We start from the raw sequence: 20,769 nt of genomic DNA on the forward strand, positions 1-20,769 counted from the left end.
ACCGCCATCCGTCGCTTTTTGACCGACAAGTCGAAGTGCCGATGTTAGGTCGGGTTCATGACGACCATTTTGCAGACCTCTACTCCCTATGATCCTTTGAAACCCCGCCCGCTGCCGGGTATTCAGCCCGCCAGTATGGAAACTTGGTTGCATCAGGACGAAGCGTTCGCGGCCCAGATGGAATATCGGGAAGCGTTGCTGAAAGAGCGTCACGCTGATGTTCTTGCGCTGGCGCTCGAAGCCGAACCAGCCGCACAAGAAGTCTTGGACCTGGTGTTGCAATATGCGTACCCCGGATGCTCAGACCTCGTCACGAGAGCCGATGGGCAGAAGGTCCAGATTGATCGGCAGGCCCCAATGGAAACCCTTTGCAGACTGGTGCAGGAGGATATCTGTATCTTGCAAAAGCAAGGGGACGAACATGTTTTGACTGGCGCGGTTTTGTGTTTTCCAGCCAGTTGGCGACTGTCAGAAAAATTCATGCGTCCCCTGATCGACATCCATGTACCGGTCAACAGCTACGACGAAAGCATCGCGCGCCGTGTCCAGCGGTTGTTTGATGGAATTCAGCCCGATAAGCCGCTCTGGCGGTTTAATGCGCTGTGGTATGAGGATGCCGATCTGCATCAGCCTCGAAGCGCTACAGAACCGCGCGAGGTCAGTTCACCCGGAGCCGCGTGCTATTTGCGCAGCGAGAGGCAAACATTGTTGCGGCTGCCGAAAACGCGGGCTGTGGTTTTTTCGATCCACACCTATGTTCTTGAGGCTGGAAGCCTTCGCCAAAAAGAAAACCCCACCTGACGGCGGGGCTTCTTAGGAGGGTCTTATTGGAATTAGCCTACATGCCTAAAGCAGTTGCCACACCGGCAAAGGCACCGCTGGTGCTGAGCGCTGATATTGCAACCGAATAGGCAAGTACCTGAGTATTCAGGCGGAAATCTTCACCTCGGATCAGGTTGACGGCAGCCATCGAGGCCGCGATCGGGACCGACACGCTGGCCACGGCACCCGTAAGTCCCCAACTGGTAAGTCGCAGGATATCATTGGGTTTCTCGTGGTCGAGGGGGGGAGTGTCGGTCCGATCATCCGGTTTCTGCTCGATCGGTTCTGTCCGAAAAGCAATGCTAAGCAACTGCTCGTCTGACAGCTGGATTGGCCGCGCATGTGAGGTCTGCGTTTTGTTTCTTGGCTCATCCAGATCTTCTGTCTCCGTTAATTCAAGACCTGCAAACGGCCCGGAAACGGATTCGAAAATTTGTTTTCTGTCCCGCTGTTTAACGGGCGCCAGAGTGTCAAAAGCACTCATGAATTGTTCCATGGTCAGGACTGTATTCGGAGACAGCCATTCCACGCGCTGAGTCGCACAGATATCAACCATGCGATACAGGATCACAACAAGCATAAGCTCCGAGATCTCGCTGTCGTCCAGCAAGGCGGATACAGGGGTAATTGTGACCGTCAACCGGTTTTCGGGCAGGGTCACCCGGGGTTTCGAGACGGTTCTCAGACCGGCCGCACGGTCCCGCCGTTCAAACCGGTCTTCTGTTTCAGCCAGTTGGGTATCCAGCGTAAGGCGCACGAGGTACTGACTTGAGACGATGCTCGCCTCGGTCGTGTTCAAGATCGTTTTGCGCTCAATAAGATGGCCGTAATCTTCCAGGGTCGCCGCCACGATGGCACCAAACCGCTCGATCGCGCCATTGGTCTTGCCTGTGAACTGCAGGCCGCCGTGATAGCTGTGCTTCGGAGTCACTGCGCATTCCTTTGTGCATTCCGTCAGATGACTCAAATTATCAACAGATAAGGGAAAGAATTGGGCGGAAATGGAAAAAAATGAGAAATCGGCAAGATTGATTACGCATTGGAAACCTAGGCATTTTAAGGGCTATTTAGCGTCTGTGGCGACAATGTGTCTGAATTGCGGTCGCCCTACATGACAGACCGACACAATCATCCGTCGATTCGAGCAGCCATGATTGCGATGGATTCTTGGTACACCGTCGCGGCATTCCACTGTTGAATGACCGCAAAATTCGGTTGGCCCGGTTGATATCCGCGTCCGGGCTTCCAGCCCTTTTTACGCAGGAAATTAGCGGTCGAGGCCAGCGCATCGGTCATGTTGTAGAAATCGACCTGACCGTCACCGGTGGCATCAACACCGTATTCCAAGGCATTGCCCGGCAGAAACTGTGTATGTCCCAGTTCACCGTGTTTGGCACCAACGGTGTTGGTCGTAATGCTGCCTTGATCAACCAGCTTCAGTGCTCCGATAGCGTGGGGGATGAAGAACTCGGATCGGCGACAATCATAGGCCAAAGTGGTTATTGCTGACACAACCTGACTGTCACCCATGAAATTCCCAAATCCTGTTTCCATTCCGTGGATAGCGATCAGGATGCCTGCTGGTACCCCATACTGACGCTCAAGCGTCGCATAGAACTGAGGGTTCCTTGCTTTGCGCTTGCGGCCTTGTGCAACGATAGTATCCGCGCCGCGTATCTGCATGAATTTGTCCAGCGAGTATTTAAAACTCTTTTGGTTTCTGTCCGCAGCAATGGTTCGGGTGGCATATTGGCTTTGGCTCAGCGCCTGCAATCCCTTCTTTTTTACTCCCGCGCGCTGGGCCTGCTTCGCGAAATCCCGCTTCCAGGTCTCAAATCCATTTCCGGTGTTGCCACAGGGGGCCGCTGCCGCAAAGCCAGGTAGAGAAATTGCCAAAATAAGAGCAAGCCGAAGCATCTTGTAATCCGATCCAATGAAATGACAGGGGCAGCCTAGGCAGGGAAGCCGCACACGAAAAGGGGTTAATAAAGGTCGAGTTCCCCGGTGCCCTTCAGGCTATCAAACCATTCATCCGGCGTTTTGTCGATTTTGGCGTGCTTGACCATCATGGCGTTCATATTGGGAAGCCCTGATGAATCTGGCCAGTTTTCAGGTTGCCACAGATCCGACCGGATGACGCATTTAGGGCAATGTGCAAAAGCGGTCTCGATATGAATCATAAGGGCTAGCTTAGGCGCGCGATTATTCACTGCCATACTGTTCAGCAAGTCCGGGTCAATACATATGCGCGCGGTTCCTCGGATGCGCAAAGTCTCCAACTTGCCAGGCACTAGGAAGATCACACTAACACGCGGGTCCTGTATTATATTGTGAAACGTGTCAGTCCGCTTGTTGCCTGGGCGGTCGGGAATGGCGATCAGAGTGTCTGAGATCACCCGAACAAACCCTTCGGGATCCCCACGAGGAGAGATATCCAGATAACCACCCGGATTGGCCGAAGCGATCAGGCAGAAGGTCGACTTGGCAATAAAGTCGCGGCACATGCCGTCCAGCGCGGCTTGTTCCTTGGCGATGATCTGGGGAAGGGGCGCGCCGGTGATGCGTTCCAGTTCCTCTTTCGAAGTGACGAAATCCGAGAACGGGGCGAATGCGGTTTCGGCTGACATGCGATCTCTCCTAACCGGGGTAATGGCAAGTGTGAAAGATCGGGCCAAACGAAACAAGGGGCGCCCGATGGACGCCCCTTTAGAATTTTCGACGAAAATTCTGGATCAGCAGCTGTAATACATGCCGTACTCAACCGGGTGCGGCGTGTGTTCGTAGGTTTCGACTTCGTCCATCTTCAGCGCGATGTAGCCGTCGATCTGGTCTTTGGTGAACACGTCGCCCTGCAGCAGGAAGTCGTGATCCGATGCCAGAGCTTCCAGAGCCTCACGCAGCGAGCCGCAAACGGTCGGGATGTCGGCCAGTTCTTCGGCAGGCAGATCGTAGAGGTTCTTGTCCATGGCTTCGCCCGGATCGATCTTGTTCTTGATGCCGTCCAGACCGGCCATCAGCAGAGCGGCAAACGCCAGATAGGGGTTCGCTGCCGGATCGGGGAAGCGGGCCTCGACGCGCTTGGCTTTCGGGCTTTCAGTCCACGGAATACGGACACAACCCGAACGGTTACGAGCCGAGTAAGCACGCAGGACGGGGGCTTCAAATCCGGGGATCAGTCGCTTGTAGCTGTTGGTCGCCGGGTTGGTGAAGGCATTCAATGTCTTGGCGTGCTTCAGGATACCACCGATGAAGAACAGTGCCTCGTCCGACAGATCAGCATACTTGTCGCCAGCAAACAGAGGCTTGCCGTCCTTCCAGATCGACATGTTCACATGCATGCCGGTACCGTTGTCGCCTGCGATTGGCTTCGGCATGAAGGTCGCCGATTTGCCGTATGCATGCGCCACGTTGTGGATGATGTATTTGAACTTCTGCAGCTCATCTGCCTGTTTGGTCAGGCTGTCAAAGATCAGGCCAAGCTCGTGCTGGCACGACGCAACCTCGTGGTGATGCTTGTCGACCTTCATGCCCAGACGCTTCATGGTCGACAGCATTTCCGAACGCAGATCCTGGGCTTCGTCGATCGGGTTGACCGGGAAGTAACCGCCCTTAACGCCCGGGCGGTGGCCCATGTTGCCCATCTCGTATTCGGTGTCGGTGTTCCAGGACGCATCAGTTGCATCAACTTCGTAAGATACTTTGTTGATGCTGTTGGAAAAACGAACGTCGTCGAACAGGAAGAACTCGGCTTCAGGACCCATATAGGCCACGTCGCCGATACCGGTTGCTTTCAAGTAGGCTTCGGCTTTCTGGGCGGTGCCGCGCGGGTCACGCTCATAAGCTTCGCCGGTGTCGGGCTCGACAACTGAGCAATGCACGCAGATGGTTTTCTCTGCGTAGAACGGATCGACATAGGCGCTGTTGGTATCGACCATCAGTTTCATGTCCGAGGCTTCGATGGACTTCCAGCCAGCGATGGAAGAGCCATCGAACATGAAGCCTTCTTCAAGGAAGTCTTCATCTACCTGATCGGCTACCAGGGTGACGTGCTGCAGTTTGCCGCGCGGGTCAGTGAAGCGGACGTCGACATATTCGGCGCCTTCGTCCTTGATTAGCTGAAGAACTGCGTCCTTGCTCATTCTCTTGATTCCTCTGAATTGAAGATTTGGTCTTGTTACAGTGCGTCCGAACCGGTTTCGCCGGTACGGATGCGAATTGCTTGTTCGACGGGTGAGACAAAGATCTTGCCGTCGCCGATCTTGTCGGTTTTGGCGGCGGAAACGATGGCTTCGATGGCGGCATCGACCAGATCGTCGTCCAGCACAACCTCGACCTTCACCTTGGGCAGAAAGTCGACCACATATTCCGCGCCGCGGTAAAGTTCAGTGTGACCTTTCTGACGGCCAAACCCCTTGACCTCGATCACGCTGAGGCCCTGGACTCCGACGTCCTGCAGCGCCTCTTTCACTTCGTCCAGTTTGAACGGCTTGATGATCGCTTCGATCTTCTTCATACCGGGCTCCCTTTAACTCTTGTCAGGATGGCACTGACCACGTCTAAGATCGGGCGGCAATGTGAATGAGAAAATGGCGATGCCGGGTTGCATGGAAATTGGGTGGCCGGTGAAATTTTGAACAGTTTGCACAAAAAATAGTCAAAATTGAATCGCACGAGGGTTCAGCATGACAGATTTACTGACTGCAGCACAGATGCGGGCGATCGAACAAGCGGCCATTGAGTCCGGTGAGGTGACCGGTCTTGAGCTGATGGAACGGGCTGGGCAGGGTGTTGTCGAGGCGATTTTCGAGGAGTGGCCAGAGTTGGACAGGCGAGGGGCCAGCCCCTCGCGTTCCCTGACGTATCCGCGGCCAGATGAAGAGGATCCGTTGCGGGCAGTTGTCTTGTGTGGGCCAGGAAACAACGGTGGGGACGGGTTCGTCGTGGCCAGGCTTTTGCGGGAGCAAGGGTGGGAGGTCGCGGTGTTTCTGTATGGCGACCTAGAGAAGCTGCCGCCGGATGCGCGGGTGAATTATGAGCGGTGGCTGGAGCTGGGTGAAGTTTCTAAGCTTACCCTGCCGACACCGACCAAACGTGAAGTTTCCAAGTTGGAGAAACACGCAGCCCGACCGTCAAGTTCGCAAGGCCCTGATTTGATATTGGATGCTTTGTTTGGAACAGGGCTAATACGTCAGATTGGTGGATTGAAACCTGCTCTTTCCAAGCTTCAGATAGGTTCAGAGGCGGATGCCGATCCGTGGTGGCCGCGCGTCGTTTCGGTCGACATTCCGTCTGGTCTTTGCGCTGATAGCGGTAGGATTCTGGGGGACGAAGGTGTAATTGTTGGCGCCCACCTAACAGTGACGTTTCATAGCAAAAAGCGTGGACATCTTCTGGACGTAGGGGCCCAGTTCTGTGGAAAGACCGTCATAGTTGACATTGGGCTGTCTTCACCAAGCGATCTCGGTTCGATCTCGCGCATGTCTTTGGCTGATCTGCATAGCGAGCGACGTTTGGGGAGAGTGCTGTCTCGATTGGTAGATGAAAGTGGATTGCCACAGAGTCTCAGCAAGGCTTCGTTTGAGCACAAATACTCGCACGGCCACGCCTTGATCATGACCGGAGGCCCCGGCAAAACCGGTGCTGCGCGGCTGGCAGCGCGGGGGGCGCTGCGGATTGGGGCGGGGCTGGTGACTCTGGGCGTGCCTCCTGCGGCTCAGATGGAGGTTTCGGTGCAAGTGACGGCGGTCATGTTGCAGCGGGTCGAGAGCGCGGATGGTCTCTCGAAAATCCTAGAGGATGAGCGGCTGAACGCTCTGTGTCTCGGCCCCGGATTGGGGCTGGACCGTGCGCGCGATCTGGTGCCGGTTGCGTTGGCTGCGGAGCGGGCGACGGTTCTGGATGCTGACGCACTGACGGCTTTTGCGGATGATCCTGCAGCCCTGTTCGAGATGCTGCATGAAAACTGTGTTCTCACTCCGCATGGCGGCGAGTTTGCACGGTTGTTCCCGGACATTGCGGAAAAACTGAAAGCGGTTCCCATCAAGGGTCCGGCCTATTCCAAAGTGGACGCCACCCGAGAGGCTGCCGGGCGGGCAGGGTGCGTGGTTTTGTTCAAGGGACCCGATACCGTGATTGCGGATCCGAACGGGCAATGCTCAGTGAATTCGGCCGTTTATGAACGTGCGGCGCCCTGGTTGGCGACAGCCGGGGCCGGGGACGTGTTGGCGGGGTTTATCACCGGGTTGCTGGCGCGGCGGTTCTCGCCCTTGCAGGCCGCGGAAACTGCGGCATGGCTGCATGTGGAATGTGCGCGATCTTTCGGGCCGGGGTTGATCGCTGAAGATTTGCCCGAACAGTTGCCACGGGTTTTGCGGGAAGTGGGTTCTTAATCGTCTCGGCGAAAATCCGCCGCTGCAGTATTCGATGTCCCAAAATGAGCGTATGATGAAATTCAGGTCAGGCGTCAGTATTGCGGCAAGCGGTCTGGGTGACTTGGATGACATATATTCTATCGTTTTGAAGTAGATCAAATTAACACCCTTCAGCTGCGGTTATATTCGCACAAGATGCGCGAGCTGAATGGGCCCGAGACAGGGGATCATAGAGAAATCGCGCACAAGCGAGCAGTGCCCGTAAATGGATCCATTATGGTGAATGACTATGACCCAGAAAGTATCAATAAGCACGATTGCGACCTGCCTGACCGCTGCATCGGCCATCCCAGCAGCGGCAGAGCTTAGATATAACAATAACAGCGGCGGTTATGTTGAGCTATATGGCCAGTTTAACCCCGTCATTGTCTCGGTTGACGACGGCGATGAAACGGAAACCCGTTTGCTGGACAATGATCTGTCAAACAGCCGGGTCGGGCTGTTCTTGATGCAACCCTATGGCAGCAATGAGTTTACCTTCCGGTTCGAATCCGGTCTGGGCCTGCCCAGCACGGGGAGCGCCAATCAGGATGGGACAAACACCGATGGCTGGAACCGCGAAGATATTCGGCATGTCGATTTTGCGCTGAAGGGGGGCTTTGGTAAGTTCTCTGCCGGGCAGGGCAGCATGGCCTCGGACGGGGCGGCAGAATCCGATCTGTCCTATGTTGGTACCGCGCTCTATTCCTTTACCAACGATGAGAACGGTGCATTTTTCTACCGTGAGGCTGATGGTATGCTCAGCGGCATTACCGTTGGTGACACCTCTGATAACTTCGATGGATCACGGCGCGGGCGCATTCGCTATGACACGCCGGATTTCAATGGGTTTTCAGCAGCCATAGCCTATGGTCAAAACATCCTGTCCAGCAGCGATGACGATGATTACTACGATGTGTCGGTGTCCTATGGAAATACCTTATCCAACGGGGTGGAGATTGCTGCATCCCTCGCCTACGCCGTGCGCGATTACGATAGCAGATCCGGGGAGAGAAAAGACACAATCGGGTCCGCCTCGGTTCTGCTGCCCAGTGGTTTCAGCGTAACCGCAGCTTTGGGTACAAGAGATGACACTTCCAGCGGTGCCAGTGACCCGAATTATTGGTATGCGAAGCTTGCGTATGAAGACGATTGGGTGTCATGGGGTAAGACTGGTATCGGCATCGACTATTTCGACGGATCTGATTTCTCGATCGACGGCTCGAGTACTAAGGCCTGGGGTATCGCTGTGGTACAGCGCATCGACAGTATTAATACCGATGCCTACTTGAAATACCGTAACCATGATTTTGATGACACCACGAGTTTCGATGACAACGAGGCTTGGGTGCTGGGTGCGCGCTGGAAGTTCTGATCCCGCGAACAATTCCTCAAGAACGCTCCGGCCAGGTCCGGGGCGTTTTTTTGGTCAAATCGGCGGCAAAACAAGGCTGATCCGGGCTTTGCCCCTTGCACGCGGGCGGCTGGGCAAATAGAAGGCCTCAAATTTGCCCGGCGCGCCGTTTTGCGCGCCCCGAATCCTATGGGGACTACCATAATGCAGGTTACCGAGACGCTGAACGAAGGTCTGAAACGCGGCTATAACATTGTCGTATCCGCAGCTGAGCTGGACGACAAAGTTAACGAGAAACTGGTCGAAGCACAGCCTGAAGTCGAGATGAAGGGCTTCCGCAAAGGCAAGGTACCGATGGCACTGTTGAAAAAGCAGTTCGGTCAGCGTCTGCTTGGCGAGGCGATGCAAGAAAGCATCGACGGTGCAATGAACCAGCATTTCGAAGACAGCGGTGAGCGTCCGGCACTTCAGCCTCAGGTGAAGATGACCAATGAGGATTGGAAAGAAGGCGACGACGTACATGTCGAGATGTCTTATGAGGCCCTGCCTGCCATCCCTGAGGTCGACCTGAAATCGGTTGAATTGGAAAAGCTGGTTGTCAAAGCCGATGACGCGGCCGTTGAAGAAGCGCTGGGCAACCTGGCCGAAACCGCGCAGGATTTCAAATCCCGCCGCAAAGGCTCGAAAGCCAAGGACGGCGACCAGATTGTGTTCGATTTTGTCGGCAAGGTTGATGGCGAAGAGTTCGAGGGCGGATCCGCTGAAGACTATCCGCTGGTTCTGGGTTCCAATAGCTTCATCCCCGGTTTCGAAGAGCAGCTGGTTGGCGTAAAGGCCGAGGAAGAAAAAGACGTAAACGTCACCTTCCCCGAAGAGTACGGTGCCGAGCATCTGGCCGGCAAAGACGCTGTGTTTACCTGCACCGTCAAGGATGTGAAAGAACCCGTCGCCGCCGAGATCAACGATGAGCTGGCCACCAAATTTGGTGCAGAAGACTTGGAAGCGCTGAAACGCCAGATTTCAGAACGCCTGGAAGCGGAATATAGCGGTGCTTCGCGGGCGGTGATGAAGCGTGCTCTGCTGGACGCATTGGACGTGAAGGTTTCGTTTGATCTGCCACCGTCGCTGGTAGATGCCGAGGCCAAGCAGATCGCACACCAGCTGTGGCACGAAGAAAACCCGGAAGTGGAAGGCCACGACCACGATGAGATCGAGCCGACTGACGAGCACAACAAGCTGGCCGAACGCCGCGTGCGTCTTGGCCTGTTGCTGGCCGAGCTGGGCCAGAAGGCCGAAGTTGAAGTCACCGATGCCGAGATGACCCAAGCGATCATGAACCAGGCGCGCCAATACCCTGGTCAGGAACGCCAGTTCTTTGAGTTCGTGCAGCAGAACGCTCAGATGCAGCAGCAACTGCGCGCGCCGATCTTCGAAGACAAAGTCATCGACTATATCGTCGAGCTGGCCCAGGTTGCGGATAAAGAAGTCAGCAAAGACGACCTGCAGAAAGCCGTAGAGGCATTGGAAGAGGAGTAATCCTCTTCTGCCCATAGAATTCTTATGGGCACAAAAAACGGAGCCGTCTGAAAAAGACGGCTCCGTGTGGGTGGCTTTATGCTATGAGGTGAGGGGGTCAGGCCTCATGAGCAAAAGCACGGGGGGTCCTTAGCAGAGCAGTTTTCTGCTCTGGGGTGAACCGATCCGAAACTGCTTCGATCAGGTTCAATACAGCTTCGGCTTCGGCTTTTGTGGTTGCCGAATTCATCTGTTCGACAAAGTATTTTTCCATCTGGCTTAGTGGCTGGTGGTCGTAATTCGCCACACCTGTATCTGCCGGTGTTTTGTTTCTGGCATACAGATCTATTGCCTGCTCGTCCGTCAGGAATACATCGTGAGCGATGTTCGCATATTCCCGAATTCCGGAAATTCTCTCATCTGAGCAGTCCATCAAAGCGGCCATGGCTACGACTTTACCCATGGGCTTAGCACTGCCGAGGTAGTCATAAGGCGCGTTACCGGACCTTTGCAGAACGCGGTTCATAACTGGATCAATCACCGCGATCGAGTCAAGAACGCCAGCCGCTTTGGCATATTCGAAAGAGCCAATCATAACTTCGCTGGTCACATAGGATACAGAATTTTCACCGCGCCCTCGGCCCAGTTTTTTAGTATCGACACAGAACCGGGTGGCTTCCCAGACTTGCGCGCTCCGAATTGGAGGTTCTCCATCCAGGATCGAATGGAAAACATCGGACAGCATATGCGGTCCTTTGGTTTGCAGTAGTCTCATGCACCCGACAACGTCCCCCTCGTCGTCGATGCTGACTACATGTGCTGGATGCAGATCATCGAAGTGGTCGCGCTCGCGCCCATCCTCAATATTGACCTCCCAACCAAGGCGATCGCCGAAAACACGAGCGCGCAGTTTGAACATGTCATCCAAGACATCTTTGAACTTATGTTGATTAATACCATCAATAACGATGATCATTTCCATCCCCCTACAGTCTGGTTACCGTAGGGATTAGGTTAACCAAGAAATAAGCGCAGACTATTAGGGATTTCCCGTAGAAGTGCTTTTTTTTGATTAACCAGGGGCAATTAGACCCAGGCCGATCGCACGACCAATAGCCTGTGAGGTGGTCAGTGCGCCCAACTTTTCACGCCCGGACCGCATATGAACTTCGACGGTACGGTGTGAAATAGACAAAATATCACCGATATCTTGTTGCGACTTTCCGTCAGCTACCCATTGGAGGATTTCCTGTTCGCGTGTGGACAGCGTGGGCAGGTAAAGAGCTTTGGCCAGCAAGCCGGATTGCATAACAGTATCGTGGGCTTGAACGGCAGCAAGTTGCAGATCACCCATGACATGTTTCTTTAGCTTATCCCATTCGGAATCCGAACAGTCCCGGGTAACGTTTAACAGTCCGCATTCACCATAAGGTCCACGAACAGGAACTGTTAAACCCCTGGAACTAATGCCAAAATCATGGGCGTCACGGAACACCGCGTTGAACTTCTCGTCCTGATCAAAGCGTCCCCAATCAACGGGTGCAATGCTTAGGACAGATTGATAAAGCGTCGGATCGAAGTGATGAAAGCCCTGGCTGCCATAGTGGATTTTCCACTCATCAGGATAGTTTGCATAGCCCTGCACATCACCTTTCACAGGGTTAAAGGTGGCATAAGACGCATAGTCGAAGCCAAGCTCTTCGCAGACGGCGTTTATAACGTCAGCGGCCGACTTCTCTGTGTGGTCGACCGCGGCCAAATCTATAAGTTTCACCTGTCCAACCCTTGTGGCGGCATATCTCTCCCCCTAGACATGCCAGACTTGTCCTTAGGGGAATACGTTGCGTCAACCACAGGGCATTGTGCAAGCAAATTGTTCGCCTTGTGTAGTCATATTGCGATGTAATGGCAACAGAATGGTCCGAAACAGCATGTCTCAGATGATTCGTTTCGGGGTAAATCCGGTTATTCCGGACGTAGCCCTGTTTCGACCAGCATCCCACGTGCCTTTGCTTCGGGATAGAACCCTTTTGCGTAAAGGAATATGGCGCGTTGCTGATCGCCGTCGGACAATAGCCAAGCGCCCCGCAGATATTTCCCGGCAAATTCGAGATTTGTGTCTGCATCCAAAAGGCCTTTGGCGTTTCCAGTATATCCCATTGAACGAGCTGTGGCCGGCAGGATTTGCAGCAAGCCATAATAGGGCCGATTCACAGCCCAAGGTCGGTGGGTGCTTTCGCGAATTGCTAGCTTGTGCACCAGTTCGCGCGGCACTTCGTAGTGGTCGGCCCATTTGTTTATGGAGGCCCGCAGTTCCGGTGTTTCGTTGGGATAGAGCGGAGGATCAAACGTGTTCTGGGTTGGGGTATCGGGCCCTCCGCACGCCGCAAAGGGTGCAATTATCAATAATGCCAATACACTGCGGCGCAGAAGAAATGTCATTGATCGTCTCCGAATAGTTATTATGCGATGATAGGAAACCTATTGATGACCGCAAGCAAAGGCCGGGGCCCAAGCTGGATTTCGCCGGGCGGAGGCATAAAAAAGGCCGCACAGTTCGTGCGGCCTTTTTTTGTTCAATTTGAAACCCGAGGATCAGGCTTTGGCTTCGTCTTCTTCGGCCGAAGCGTCCTGAGCAACCAGATTGTCGTCGTCGGAAGCGGCGGAACCGATATCGTCGAACAGCTCGGCGATTTCGAATTCTGCGGCGGCTTCTTCTTCGGCGGCCAGTTCCTGAATCGATTTGCCAGATGCCTGTAGTTCGGCTTCTTCTTGCGAACGAGCAACGTTCATTTCGATTTTCACTTCAACCTCGGGGTGCAGTTTAACTGCGACTGTGTGCAGACCCAGGTCCTTGATCGGTGCAATCAAGGCAATCTGCTTCTTGTCGACAGTGAAACCTGCTTCGGTAGCGGCGTCTGCGGCGTCACGCGGGGTGACCGATCCGTACAGAGCGCCGGCATCCGAGGCCGAGCGAATCACGATGAATTGCTGTCCGTCCAGCTTTTCAGCCAGCGCTTCAGATTCTTTCTTGGATTCCAGGTTGCGGGCTTCAAGCTGCGCTTTCTGGGCTTCGAACGACGCGATGTTGGCGTCCGATGCGCTCAGCGCTTTGCCCTGAGGCAACAGGAAGTTGCGGGCATAACCGGACTTGACGTCAACGACGTCGCCCATCTGACCCAGTTTCGCAACGCGTTCCAGCAGGATAACTTGCATGTCAGTATCTCCTTACTTAACGGCGTAGGGCAGCAGGGCGAGGAAGCGGGCGCGCTTGATAGCACGGGCCAGTTCACGCTGCTTTTTCGCCGAAACGGCGGTGATGCGCGAAGGTACAATCTTGCCACGCTCAGAGATGTAACGCTGCAGCAGACGAGTGTCTTTATAGTCGATCTTCGGCGCGTTCTCACCCGAGAACGGGCAGACCTTGCGGCGGCGGAAAAATGGTTTTGCGGCCATGGTTTAGTGTCCTTTCTTCAGGCGTTAATCAACGGCGCTCGCGGCGGCCTTCGCGCTCGTCGCGCTTCTGCATCTGGACCGAAGGGCCCTCGTTGTGCTCGTCGACCTTGATGGTCAGAACGCGCATAACGTCGTCATGCAGGCGCATCAGGCGTTCCATTTCCTGAACGGCGCCAGCGGGAGCGTCGGTCTTGAGGAAGGAATAGTGACCCTTGCGGTTCTTGTTGATCTTGTAGGCCATCGTCTTGACGCCCCAGTACTCGCTGTCGATGACGTTGCCGCCATTGTCAGCCAGAACGGTGCCGAAATGTTCGACGAGGCTTTCTGCCTGCGCGTTGGACAAATCCTGACGCGCGATCATTACATGCTCATATAGTGGCATGTGCACTCCTGTTTCTATCAAGGCGCATTTCATAGGCGGGGCCGTTTCGTCCTTCGCGACCCTGCCACGAGAGGCTGCGCGATTCATGTCGTTTGCGAAGGATGGCCCGATATACACGTTTGTACGCTGGGGGCAAGGCCTGCCACAGATGCCTTTGTGAAGTCGCGCTATTTCCTCTGCGCTGCCCAATTCCTGACGCTTTTCGGCTCAAAGTTGTTTTGTATACCGGAAATTAACCGGACTGACAAAAGTTGGAACGGCAACCTGAGAAACAGGGTACTGAAAATGACCGCGATTAACACAAATACCTTCGAGAAATCCGCCACAGGCGTAAGTTTTGAAAAGTCAGTGCCGGTGCTCATTAGCTTTGCACCAAATTGGAAAGCTCGGATGGTTCTGGCCCGTGTGGCTGGTGCGCTACTGATAGTTTCTGCCTTTTCCATGTGGTTGATGCCCAGCACGGCAATGGCCGCTGAAGTCTGGCCGATCAAATTGGCGGCTTCTCTGATGTTCCTTCTGGTAGGTGTCAGCCTTCTGACCATCGAAGTTCTGGACGCGCGTCCTGATGCGTATTTTGACCCGATCCGCCGCGAGGTCCGGGTATTGCAAAAGAATGAAAATGGCCGCCCGCAGACAGTTTTGCGCCGGAGCTATGACAGCCTGGGTGGTGCCCGTTTCATTGAAGACCAGATCGAGTTGTTCGATGTGGACGGCAGCTTGTTGATGAAATTGCCGCTTGAATCGGCGGATGTCAGCCGAGCGCTCAAAGGTCAACTTAGCGGAAGTGTAACAATTTTCGCCTGAGTTTTATTCTGTTCAATTAAGAACAGATATTGTGAAATAATATTACTTGTGTGCTGCCCTAGGGCAGCACATTTTCGTTGTCGAGCAACCCAAGAGGTTTGCATCTACAAAATTGCGGAGATTATCATGAAATCCACCCTTCTTGCAGCAGCGCTCGCGGTTTCGGCCACAACGGCATTTGCCGGCGCCGAAAAATACGTTCTGGACTCAAGCCACAGCCAGGTTCTTTTCAGCTATAACCACCTTGGCTTCTCGACCACCCATGGCATGTTCTCGGGGTTTGAAGGCGAGATCATGTTCGATCAGGAAAACCCGGCTGCATCCAGTGTTACAGTATCCATGCCAGTGGTTGAGATGATTACCGGTTGGAAGCCACGTGAAGACCACTTTATGTCCGAGGATTTCTTTGGTGTGACCGAAGGAGAAATGGTGACCTTTACCTCTACTAGTATCGAAGTCACGGGCGAAAACACTGCCAACATCACTGGCGATCTGACTATGAACGGCGTGACCAAATCGGTTGTTCTGGATGCCAAGCTGAACCAAGTGGGTGAACATCCTATGGCAGGAAAGCCCTGGGCCGGTTTCGACGCCACCACCACCTTGGTGCGTAGTGAGTTCGACCTTGGTCAGTTCGCGCCATTCGTAAGTGACGAAGTCGAACTTCAGATTTCAGTCGAAGCCCAGAAGGCCGACTAATACCATTGCAACGAGTTGAAACGAGGCCGCCGGAGTAACCCTTCGGCGGCCCATTTTTTTAGTTGCCACGTTTTGCTGTAAGATCAACTGATACTGTAACAGCAAAACCCAGCGAATCCTCGGTCGACTGCGAAGTGCCGATGTCGAAATCCAGCCGGTTCAGATCAAGCTGTCCTGAAATAGCTGCGCTGTCATCCTGAAGGTCGAGAGTAAATGGCAACACTACGTCCACACTCTTGTCGCGAATGGTCAACGCGCCGCGCGCTTCGTACCCGTCCTCAGTTTTGAAGAGATCAGCTTTGAATTGAGCGGTTGGAAATTGCGCACTGTCGAAGAAATCAGCACCCATTGCCTGATCTGTGACTGTCCCGAGCTTGAGCGACGTTATCGCGATTGTGACATCTGCTGATCCGGCTAAGCCCGGCGTGGGCGGATCTTCGAAAGCGATTGCAGCGGTCCAATCGGAAAAGCTGCCGGTTACCGGGCTGCCCAGCTGGGTGATGGTAATGCTTAGATTGCCTTCCTGGACGTTCCAGTCGGACTGTACCTGGGTCAGTTCTGCGACCTCTGTGCTAGCTGTAGATTGGTGGTCAAACGCGCCGATTGACCATCCTCCGACCAGAACGGCACCCCAAATGGCCAAAGAGGCCAAAGCGGGCGTCATTGAATGGCTTTGCTTTGGCGGTTCCGGTGCATCCGAGGCGCCCGGCATCATTCGGCGCAGCGTGCTGTCTTTATCGATAATGTGGTGTTTTAGCGCCCCGGCGACGTGCAGCGCGACTGACCCGGCCAGTGTCCAGACGAACAGCCAATGTAGGCTTCCGGTCAGCTCTGCCAGATACTCGGATTTTGGTACAAGGGGTAGGCCCTGTCCGAAGGGCCACAAAATCGGAGCGAAACCTTCGGCGGCAGCGTGATGAGTCCACCCAGTCAATGGGGCCAGAACCAAAGATGCGTAAAGCAGCCAATGCACGGTTTCAGCTGCAAAGGCCTCGGGCTTGTTCTCTGCGTTCAATAGGCCGGGTTTGGTCTGCGTTATCGCCCACAAGATACGCGCGAGCGCGACGAAGAAAACAGTGACCCCGACGGTTTTATGGAGAGAAAAAAGGCTGGCGGCGCGTGCAATGTCATCTTCGGTTGTGGCTATTGCAGGATCGTAAATCGCATGGGCCAATCCGTTGGCGACCCACCCCAGAGGGAATGCGGTGAAGATAAGTAACGCGGTCAGCCAGTGAAAAGTCTTGGTTACGCTTCCATAGCTTGAGAAGGTGTTTGACGAAGGCATCTGAGGCTCCGGAAGGTGGATCGTATGCAACAACCTACCGCTACAAGCCTAGGACACAATAGCAAGGGATGCACAGAGCCGGTGCCAAAGTGCAGAGATCAGGCAAAGCTTGTGCCGCGCGGTCTGTCGGTTTACACCCCGCGGCAACCTAACGTCATCCAAGAGGTTGCAATGACACGCGCATTTGTTTTCCCGGGGCAAGGTGCCCAGACTATCGGTATGGGTAAGGCTCTGGCCGAGGCCTATCCGGCTGCACAGGCTGTATTCGACGAGGTGGACGAGGCGCTCGGGGAAAAGCTGAGCGATCTGATCTGGGAAGGTGATATTGCGGACCTGACCCTAACCCAGAACGCGCAGCCAGCGCTAATGGCGACCTCGATGGCTGCGATGCGAGCCCTGGAGGCCAATGGGATTTCGATTGCAGATGCTGGTTTTGTCGCTGGGCATTCGCTGGGGGAATACTCCGCGCTCGCTGCGGCAGGGGCATTGTCGGTCGCTGATACGGCGCGCCTTTTGCGCACCCGCGGGCAAGCGATGCAGAGTGCGGTTCCCGTTGGAGAGGGCGCAATGGCCGCTATTCTTGGATTGGATCTTGATGCTGTGCGCGCTGTTGCAGACCAAGCTGCCCAGGGTCAAGTTTGTCAGGCTGCCAATGACAATGATCCCACACAAGTCGTGGTATCAGGCGCAAAGGCTGCTGTGGAACGCGCCGCCGAAATCGCCAAAGAAAAAGGCGCCAAGCGCGCGGTCATGTTGCCCGTCAGCGCACCTTTCCACTGTGCATTGATGCAACCTGCAGCTGATGTCATGGCCGAAGCCCTGGCAAATGTCGAAATCAAAGCTCCTGCCGTGCCATTGGTTGCCAATGTGCGGGCCGAGGCTGTCACAGATCCCGATCTGATCCGTGGGTTGCTGATCGAGCAGGTCACAGGTTCGGTTCGCTGGCGCGAAAGCGTACTGTACATGGTTGCGCAAGGCGTGAGTGAAACTTGGGAAATCGGGGCGGGCAAAGCTCTGTCCGGTATGATTCGCAAAATTGACCGTGCGATCGTTGGTAAAGCTGTCGGTACGCCTGATGACGTGCAGAATGTGACTCAGGCCGAATCGTAAGACACCGAGCATCAAGAGGAAGACCGAATGTTTGATTTGACAGGTAAGAATGCACTGATCACCGGTGCATCGGGCGGGATCGGTGGCGAAATTGCGCGAAGTTTGCATGCGGCCGGTGCAACTGTGGCTTTGTCTGGAACGCGAGTTGAGCCGCTACAGGCTCTGGCCGACGAATTGGGTGAACGCGCCCATGTTCTGCCCTGCAACCTGAGTGATGCCGAGGCGGTGACAGCCCTTCCGAAGCAGGCTGCTGAGGCAATGGGATCGGTTGATATCCTGGTGAATAATGCCGGGATCACGCGAGACAATCTGTTCATGCGCATGTCCGATGAGGAGTGGCAGAGCGTGATCGACGTCAACCTGACATCTACTGCCCGGCTGTGCAAAGGCGTTTTGAGGGGCATGATGAAAGCGCGCTGGGGCCGGATCATTAATATCTCATCGGTGGTGGGTGCGACAGGGAACCCGGGACAGGCCAACTATGCTGCATCCAAAGCAGGCATGGTGGGCATGACCAAATCGTTGGCCTATGAGGTTGCCAGCCGTGGAATCACCGCCAATGCGGTGGCACCCGGTTTCATTACGACTGCAATGACCGACAAACTGACCGAGGATCAGAAATCTGGGATTTTGACGCAGGTTCCTGCCGGTCGTATGGGTGACCCCTCGGAAATTGCTGCGGCTGTGCTGTATCTTGCAAGTGCCGAAGCCGGATATGTTACCGGAACCACCTTGCATGTGAACGGCGGTATGGCCATGTTGTGAGCGCGGATCGAGGTGGGCGCGAAAGCGTTTGCCTCGGGCGTTGTCTGTGTTATAGGCGGCGCACATATGCAGGGGCTGGCCGGATGGTCAACCTTCTACTTACCCGGTAATCGGGGACCTAAACCGCCCAGAACGGGCACATCAAGGCCAGCCTGAGCGGGCAAGGGCAGAACCGGGCACTATGCCCTGAAATGAAATGAGGAATAGACATGAGCGACGTCGCAGATCGCGTTAAAAAGATCGTTGTTGAGCACTTGGGTGTTGAAGAAGATAAAGTGACCGAAAACGCGTCCTTCATCGACGATCTGGGTGCAGACAGCCTGGACACTGTTGAACTGGTTATGGCCTTCGAAGAAGAGTTCGGCATCGAGATTCCTGATGACGCAGCCGAAACCATCCAAACTTTTGGCGACGCCGTCAAATTCATCTCTGAAGCGTCTTAAGACCTTCTTTATCCGCTAAAACGGCGCTTCCGGGCAACGGAGGCGCCGTTTTTTTTGCCCAGCCGGAATTCGCGCTTGCCAGATAGCTATTGACCCGCAACCATTTACGCGAGGCAGGAAATTCTGAGCGGGCAGGGCATGCTACGATCCACCCCGATGATAAATACGGCACGTCTGATGCTTTGCGCTATGCGTCCCGACGACTTTAGTCGTTACGCTGAGATTTGGCGGAACCCTTGTGTTGTGCGCCATCTTGGCCGGGAACCGTTATCGCGGGGCGAAGCGTGGGAATCCTTTCTGAGGAATGCCGGCCACTGGCAGATGGCCGGTTTTGGCCAATGGGCCGTCTTTCGACAGTCGAATCGTCAGATGATAGGTCAAGCTGGCTTTTTCTATCGTAACCGAGGGTTAGGCGACGACTTCGACAGCTTTCCCGAGGCCGGATGGCTATTGGCACCAGAAGCCCAGGGGCAGGGATTTGGTCTTGAAGCGGCTCAGGCCGCACATGACTGGTTTGACAGAATAATGCCTGGACCACTGGTTTCCCTGATTGATGCTGAAAACCACGCGTCGCAGAATCTGGCGGCAAAGCTTGGTTATGAGCTCATGGCCGAGCGCGACTATATGGGAAGTCAGGTGAACCTGCTGAAAAGAAACGGGCCGCCCAAACTGGCTTAACCTTTCTCTTTGATCGTGCCGCAAATTGCCTTTGGTTTGCCGAAACTGGAAATTCTCGCCGATAGGGTTGAGGGTATGGTATCCTTTATTGACGTTGCGATTGAGCGGAGGAGCAAGCTCATGAGGATTTACCCTACGATGGAACTGCAGAACGGCCGCTGTGTCACACTGGACAAGGGTCGTCTGGATGAGGCCATGATTTGGCACGTGAATCCCGCAGAAACGGCGCGCAGTTGGGCCGATGCTGGAGCCGAGTGGATGCACTTGACCGATTTTGACGCGATTGAAGGGCGCGATACCAATTCGGAGTTGGTTGAAGAGATCATCCGTTCTGCCGAAATCCCTGTGCAGTTGGCAGGTGGTATGAGATCGCGCGAGCAAGTCGAGCATTGGATCGACAAGGGCGCAGGCCGGATTGTTATCGGCACTATGGCTGCGTGGGATCCAAATCTGGTGAAAGAACTGGCCAAACTCTACCCGGACCAAATCGTTCTGGCCGTGGACGTATGGCAAGGCTCAGTGATGACCGACGGTTGGCGTAGTCAAAGTGCGTTTACACCAGAGGCCTTTATCGAAGCGTTTTCAGAAACGCCGTTTGCGGCAATTCTGGTCACTGATATCGATAGCGACATGGAAGACGTTGAGGCACAGCTGGGCCTGATCTCGGGGCTGGCAGAGACATCTCGCACACCGATCATCGCAAGCGGTGTGGTCCGCACGACAGATGATATCTCGCGGTTGGCTTATATCCCGAATATTTCGGGCGCCTTGGTTGGCCGCGCGCTGTTCAGAAAGACGCTCGAGCTTTCAGATGCGCTGAATGTTGCCAGCACCGCGCACGAACCGGTTGCGGCGTTTCAGTAAGATTTCTTCCAAAACAACAGGTTCCGCCCTTTCATGTCCAGTGAAAGGGCGGGCTTTCATCTGGCCAGGAGCCGCATTGCAAGAGTGTATACTGTAGATGTTCCGCTCAATCTGCTTGTGTGATGATTGCGCCTTGCTCTTGCCCCCGCACCCCGGCCCGGGGTATGAGCGTTTCTCAAATA

At 54.7% G+C, this 20,769-nt stretch carries 23 protein-coding genes; 11 read left to right on the forward strand and 12 right to left on the reverse strand.

The genetic code is table 11. From position 1 onward, the window contains the following. The first annotated feature begins 57 nt into the window (after positions 1 to 57). The gene (locus tag AC2FJV_RS11270; RefSeq protein WP_496693392.1) at positions 58 to 801 is read left to right on the forward strand and encodes a heme-dependent oxidative N-demethylase family protein; all 744 of its coding nucleotides are present in this window, start codon (positions 58 to 60) and stop codon (positions 799 to 801) included. Between the two features lie 37 nt (positions 802 to 838). Here the strand turns inward: AC2FJV_RS11270 and AC2FJV_RS11275 are convergent, their stop codons facing one another. The 5 genes from AC2FJV_RS11275 to AC2FJV_RS11295 all read right to left on the reverse strand — a co-directional run bounded on the left by AC2FJV_RS11275 (position 839) and on the right by AC2FJV_RS11295 (position 5,335). After that, positions 839 to 1,753, reverse strand: a complete 915-nt coding sequence (locus AC2FJV_RS11275; protein WP_281994450.1) for a hypothetical protein — start codon at positions 1,751 to 1,753, stop codon at positions 839 to 841. 197 nt (positions 1,754 to 1,950) lie between these two features. Beyond that, positions 1,951 to 2,739 (reverse strand): lytic murein transglycosylase, encoded by a 789-nt coding sequence (locus AC2FJV_RS11280; protein ID WP_281994451.1) that lies wholly within the window; start codon positions 2,737 to 2,739, stop codon positions 1,951 to 1,953. Positions 2,740 to 2,804: 65 nt separating this feature from the next. Next, positions 2,805 to 3,449 (reverse strand): MSMEG_1061 family FMN-dependent PPOX-type flavoprotein, encoded by a 645-nt coding sequence (locus tag AC2FJV_RS11285; protein ID WP_281994452.1) that lies wholly within the window; start codon positions 3,447 to 3,449, stop codon positions 2,805 to 2,807. Positions 3,450 to 3,554: 105 nt separating this feature from the next. Continuing rightward, positions 3,555 to 4,961 (reverse strand): type I glutamate--ammonia ligase, encoded by a 1,407-nt coding sequence (glnA, locus tag AC2FJV_RS11290; RefSeq protein WP_142633127.1) that lies wholly within the window; start codon positions 4,959 to 4,961, stop codon positions 3,555 to 3,557. 35 nt (positions 4,962 to 4,996) lie between these two features. Next, positions 4,997 to 5,335, reverse strand: a complete 339-nt coding sequence (locus AC2FJV_RS11295) for a P-II family nitrogen regulator (protein WP_142633129.1) — start codon at positions 5,333 to 5,335, stop codon at positions 4,997 to 4,999. A gap of 169 nt (positions 5,336 to 5,504) precedes the next feature. Here AC2FJV_RS11295 and AC2FJV_RS11300 point away from each other — a divergent pair, with 169 nt between their 5' ends. The 3 genes from AC2FJV_RS11300 (at position 5,505) to tig (ending at position 10,122) form a co-directional block, all read left to right on the forward strand. Next, positions 5,505 to 7,211, forward strand: a complete 1,707-nt coding sequence (locus tag AC2FJV_RS11300; RefSeq protein WP_496688451.1) for an NAD(P)H-hydrate dehydratase — start codon at positions 5,505 to 5,507, stop codon at positions 7,209 to 7,211. A gap of 271 nt (positions 7,212 to 7,482) precedes the next feature. Next, positions 7,483 to 8,607: a porin gene (locus tag AC2FJV_RS11305; RefSeq protein WP_246097124.1), complete on the forward strand. Its 1,125-nt coding sequence runs from the start codon at positions 7,483 to 7,485 to the stop codon at positions 8,605 to 8,607. 183 nt (positions 8,608 to 8,790) lie between these two features. Beyond that, a complete protein-coding gene (tig, locus tag AC2FJV_RS11310) occupies positions 8,791 to 10,122 on the forward strand; it encodes a trigger factor (protein WP_496713771.1) in 1,332 nt (443 codons plus the stop codon). A 97-nt stretch (positions 10,123 to 10,219) separates the two neighbouring features. Here the strand turns inward: tig and AC2FJV_RS11315 are convergent, their stop codons facing one another. The 6 genes from AC2FJV_RS11315 to rpsF all read right to left on the reverse strand — a co-directional run bounded on the left by AC2FJV_RS11315 (position 10,220) and on the right by rpsF (position 13,939). Beyond that, positions 10,220 to 11,077: an acyl-homoserine-lactone synthase gene (locus tag AC2FJV_RS11315; RefSeq protein WP_142633135.1), complete on the reverse strand. Its 858-nt coding sequence runs from the start codon at positions 11,075 to 11,077 to the stop codon at positions 10,220 to 10,222. A 96-nt stretch (positions 11,078 to 11,173) separates the two neighbouring features. Further along, a complete protein-coding gene (locus AC2FJV_RS11320; RefSeq protein ID WP_185956601.1) occupies positions 11,174 to 11,875 on the reverse strand; it encodes a helix-turn-helix transcriptional regulator in 702 nt (233 codons plus the stop codon). A gap of 191 nt (positions 11,876 to 12,066) precedes the next feature. Then, positions 12,067 to 12,543: a transglycosylase SLT domain-containing protein gene (locus tag AC2FJV_RS11325; RefSeq protein WP_281994455.1), complete on the reverse strand. Its 477-nt coding sequence runs from the start codon at positions 12,541 to 12,543 to the stop codon at positions 12,067 to 12,069. A gap of 153 nt (positions 12,544 to 12,696) precedes the next feature. After that, positions 12,697 to 13,317, reverse strand: a complete 621-nt coding sequence (rplI, locus tag AC2FJV_RS11330) for a 50S ribosomal protein L9 (protein ID WP_496713763.1) — start codon at positions 13,315 to 13,317, stop codon at positions 12,697 to 12,699. Positions 13,318 to 13,329: 12 nt separating this feature from the next. Next, a complete protein-coding gene (gene rpsR / locus AC2FJV_RS11335) occupies positions 13,330 to 13,557 on the reverse strand; it encodes a 30S ribosomal protein S18 (protein WP_005608650.1) in 228 nt (75 codons plus the stop codon). A 28-nt stretch (positions 13,558 to 13,585) separates the two neighbouring features. Continuing rightward, positions 13,586 to 13,939, reverse strand: coding sequence for a 30S ribosomal protein S6 (gene rpsF, locus AC2FJV_RS11340; RefSeq protein WP_142633142.1), 354 nt, complete (start codon positions 13,937 to 13,939; stop codon positions 13,586 to 13,588). Between the two features lie 285 nt (positions 13,940 to 14,224). On the opposite strand from rpsF, the gene AC2FJV_RS11345 reads away from it, so the two are divergent. Continuing rightward, positions 14,225 to 14,743, forward strand: a complete 519-nt coding sequence (locus AC2FJV_RS11345; protein ID WP_142633144.1) for a hypothetical protein — start codon at positions 14,225 to 14,227, stop codon at positions 14,741 to 14,743. Positions 14,744 to 14,869: 126 nt separating this feature from the next. Beyond that, the gene (locus AC2FJV_RS11350; protein WP_271947636.1) at positions 14,870 to 15,442 is read left to right on the forward strand and encodes a YceI family protein; all 573 of its coding nucleotides are present in this window, start codon (positions 14,870 to 14,872) and stop codon (positions 15,440 to 15,442) included. Between the two features lie 58 nt (positions 15,443 to 15,500). Here the strand turns inward: AC2FJV_RS11350 and AC2FJV_RS11355 are convergent, their stop codons facing one another. After that, positions 15,501 to 16,727 (reverse strand): cytochrome b/b6 domain-containing protein, encoded by a 1,227-nt coding sequence (locus AC2FJV_RS11355; protein WP_496693394.1) that lies wholly within the window; start codon positions 16,725 to 16,727, stop codon positions 15,501 to 15,503. 171 nt (positions 16,728 to 16,898) lie between these two features. Between AC2FJV_RS11355 and fabD the strand changes: the two genes are divergently transcribed. From fabD to AC2FJV_RS11380, 5 genes are all read left to right on the forward strand, one after another. Then, complete coding sequence (fabD, locus tag AC2FJV_RS11360; RefSeq protein ID WP_271947631.1) at positions 16,899 to 17,837, forward strand: ACP S-malonyltransferase; 939 nt, start codon at positions 16,899 to 16,901, stop codon at positions 17,835 to 17,837. A gap of 27 nt (positions 17,838 to 17,864) precedes the next feature. After that, positions 17,865 to 18,602 (forward strand): 3-oxoacyl-[acyl-carrier-protein] reductase, encoded by a 738-nt coding sequence (fabG, locus tag AC2FJV_RS11365; RefSeq protein ID WP_142633152.1) that lies wholly within the window; start codon positions 17,865 to 17,867, stop codon positions 18,600 to 18,602. Between the two features lie 209 nt (positions 18,603 to 18,811). Continuing rightward, a complete protein-coding gene (locus AC2FJV_RS11370; protein WP_005982462.1) occupies positions 18,812 to 19,045 on the forward strand; it encodes an acyl carrier protein in 234 nt (77 codons plus the stop codon). 177 nt (positions 19,046 to 19,222) lie between these two features. Then, positions 19,223 to 19,723, forward strand: coding sequence for a GNAT family N-acetyltransferase (locus AC2FJV_RS11375; RefSeq protein ID WP_342781993.1), 501 nt, complete (start codon positions 19,223 to 19,225; stop codon positions 19,721 to 19,723). 120 nt (positions 19,724 to 19,843) lie between these two features. Beyond that, positions 19,844 to 20,587 carry a 1-(5-phosphoribosyl)-5-[(5-phosphoribosylamino)methylideneamino]imidazole-4-carboxamide isomerase gene (locus AC2FJV_RS11380; RefSeq protein ID WP_271947626.1) on the forward strand — a complete coding sequence of 248 codons (744 nt, stop codon included), beginning with the start codon at positions 19,844 to 19,846 and terminating at the stop codon, positions 20,585 to 20,587. Positions 20,588 to 20,769 lie beyond the last annotated feature (182 nt).

It is taken from the genome of Ruegeria sp. CDSA241, assembly GCF_059611265.1.

Coding starts and splice junctions, on each gene's coding strand:
- AC2FJV_RS11270 (WP_496693392.1), top strand. CDS start 58: ATGACGACCATTTTGCAGACCTCTACTCCCTATGATCCTTTGAAACCC.
- AC2FJV_RS11280 (WP_281994451.1), bottom strand. CDS start 2,739: ATGCTTCGGCTTGCTCTTATTTTGGCAATTTCTCTACCTGGCTTTGCG.
- AC2FJV_RS11285 (WP_281994452.1), bottom strand. CDS start 3,449: ATGTCAGCCGAAACCGCATTCGCCCCGTTCTCGGATTTCGTCACTTCG.
- glnA (WP_142633127.1), bottom strand. CDS start 4,961: ATGAGCAAGGACGCAGTTCTTCAGCTAATCAAGGACGAAGGCGCCGAA.
- AC2FJV_RS11295 (WP_142633129.1), bottom strand. CDS start 5,335: ATGAAGAAGATCGAAGCGATCATCAAGCCGTTCAAACTGGACGAAGTG.
- AC2FJV_RS11300 (WP_496688451.1), top strand. CDS start 5,505: ATGACAGATTTACTGACTGCAGCACAGATGCGGGCGATCGAACAAGCG.
- AC2FJV_RS11305 (WP_246097124.1), top strand. CDS start 7,483: ATGACCCAGAAAGTATCAATAAGCACGATTGCGACCTGCCTGACCGCT.
- tig (WP_496713771.1), top strand. CDS start 8,791: ATGCAGGTTACCGAGACGCTGAACGAAGGTCTGAAACGCGGCTATAAC.
- AC2FJV_RS11315 (WP_142633135.1), bottom strand. CDS start 11,077: ATGATCATCGTTATTGATGGTATTAATCAACATAAGTTCAAAGATGTC.
- AC2FJV_RS11325 (WP_281994455.1), bottom strand. CDS start 12,543: ATGACATTTCTTCTGCGCCGCAGTGTATTGGCATTATTGATAATTGCA.
- rplI (WP_496713763.1), bottom strand. CDS start 13,317: ATGCAAGTTATCCTGCTGGAACGCGTTGCGAAACTGGGTCAGATGGGC.
- rpsR (WP_005608650.1), bottom strand. CDS start 13,557: ATGGCCGCAAAACCATTTTTCCGCCGCCGCAAGGTCTGCCCGTTCTCG.
- rpsF (WP_142633142.1), bottom strand. CDS start 13,939: ATGCCACTATATGAGCATGTAATGATCGCGCGTCAGGATTTGTCCAAC.
- AC2FJV_RS11345 (WP_142633144.1), top strand. CDS start 14,225: ATGACCGCGATTAACACAAATACCTTCGAGAAATCCGCCACAGGCGTA.
- AC2FJV_RS11350 (WP_271947636.1), top strand. CDS start 14,870: ATGAAATCCACCCTTCTTGCAGCAGCGCTCGCGGTTTCGGCCACAACG.
- AC2FJV_RS11355 (WP_496693394.1), bottom strand. CDS start 16,727: ATGCCTTCGTCAAACACCTTCTCAAGCTATGGAAGCGTAACCAAGACT.
- fabD (WP_271947631.1), top strand. CDS start 16,899: ATGACACGCGCATTTGTTTTCCCGGGGCAAGGTGCCCAGACTATCGGT.
- fabG (WP_142633152.1), top strand. CDS start 17,865: ATGTTTGATTTGACAGGTAAGAATGCACTGATCACCGGTGCATCGGGC.
- AC2FJV_RS11370 (WP_005982462.1), top strand. CDS start 18,812: ATGAGCGACGTCGCAGATCGCGTTAAAAAGATCGTTGTTGAGCACTTG.
- AC2FJV_RS11375 (WP_342781993.1), top strand. CDS start 19,223: ATGCTTTGCGCTATGCGTCCCGACGACTTTAGTCGTTACGCTGAGATT.
- AC2FJV_RS11380 (WP_271947626.1), top strand. CDS start 19,844: ATGAGGATTTACCCTACGATGGAACTGCAGAACGGCCGCTGTGTCACA.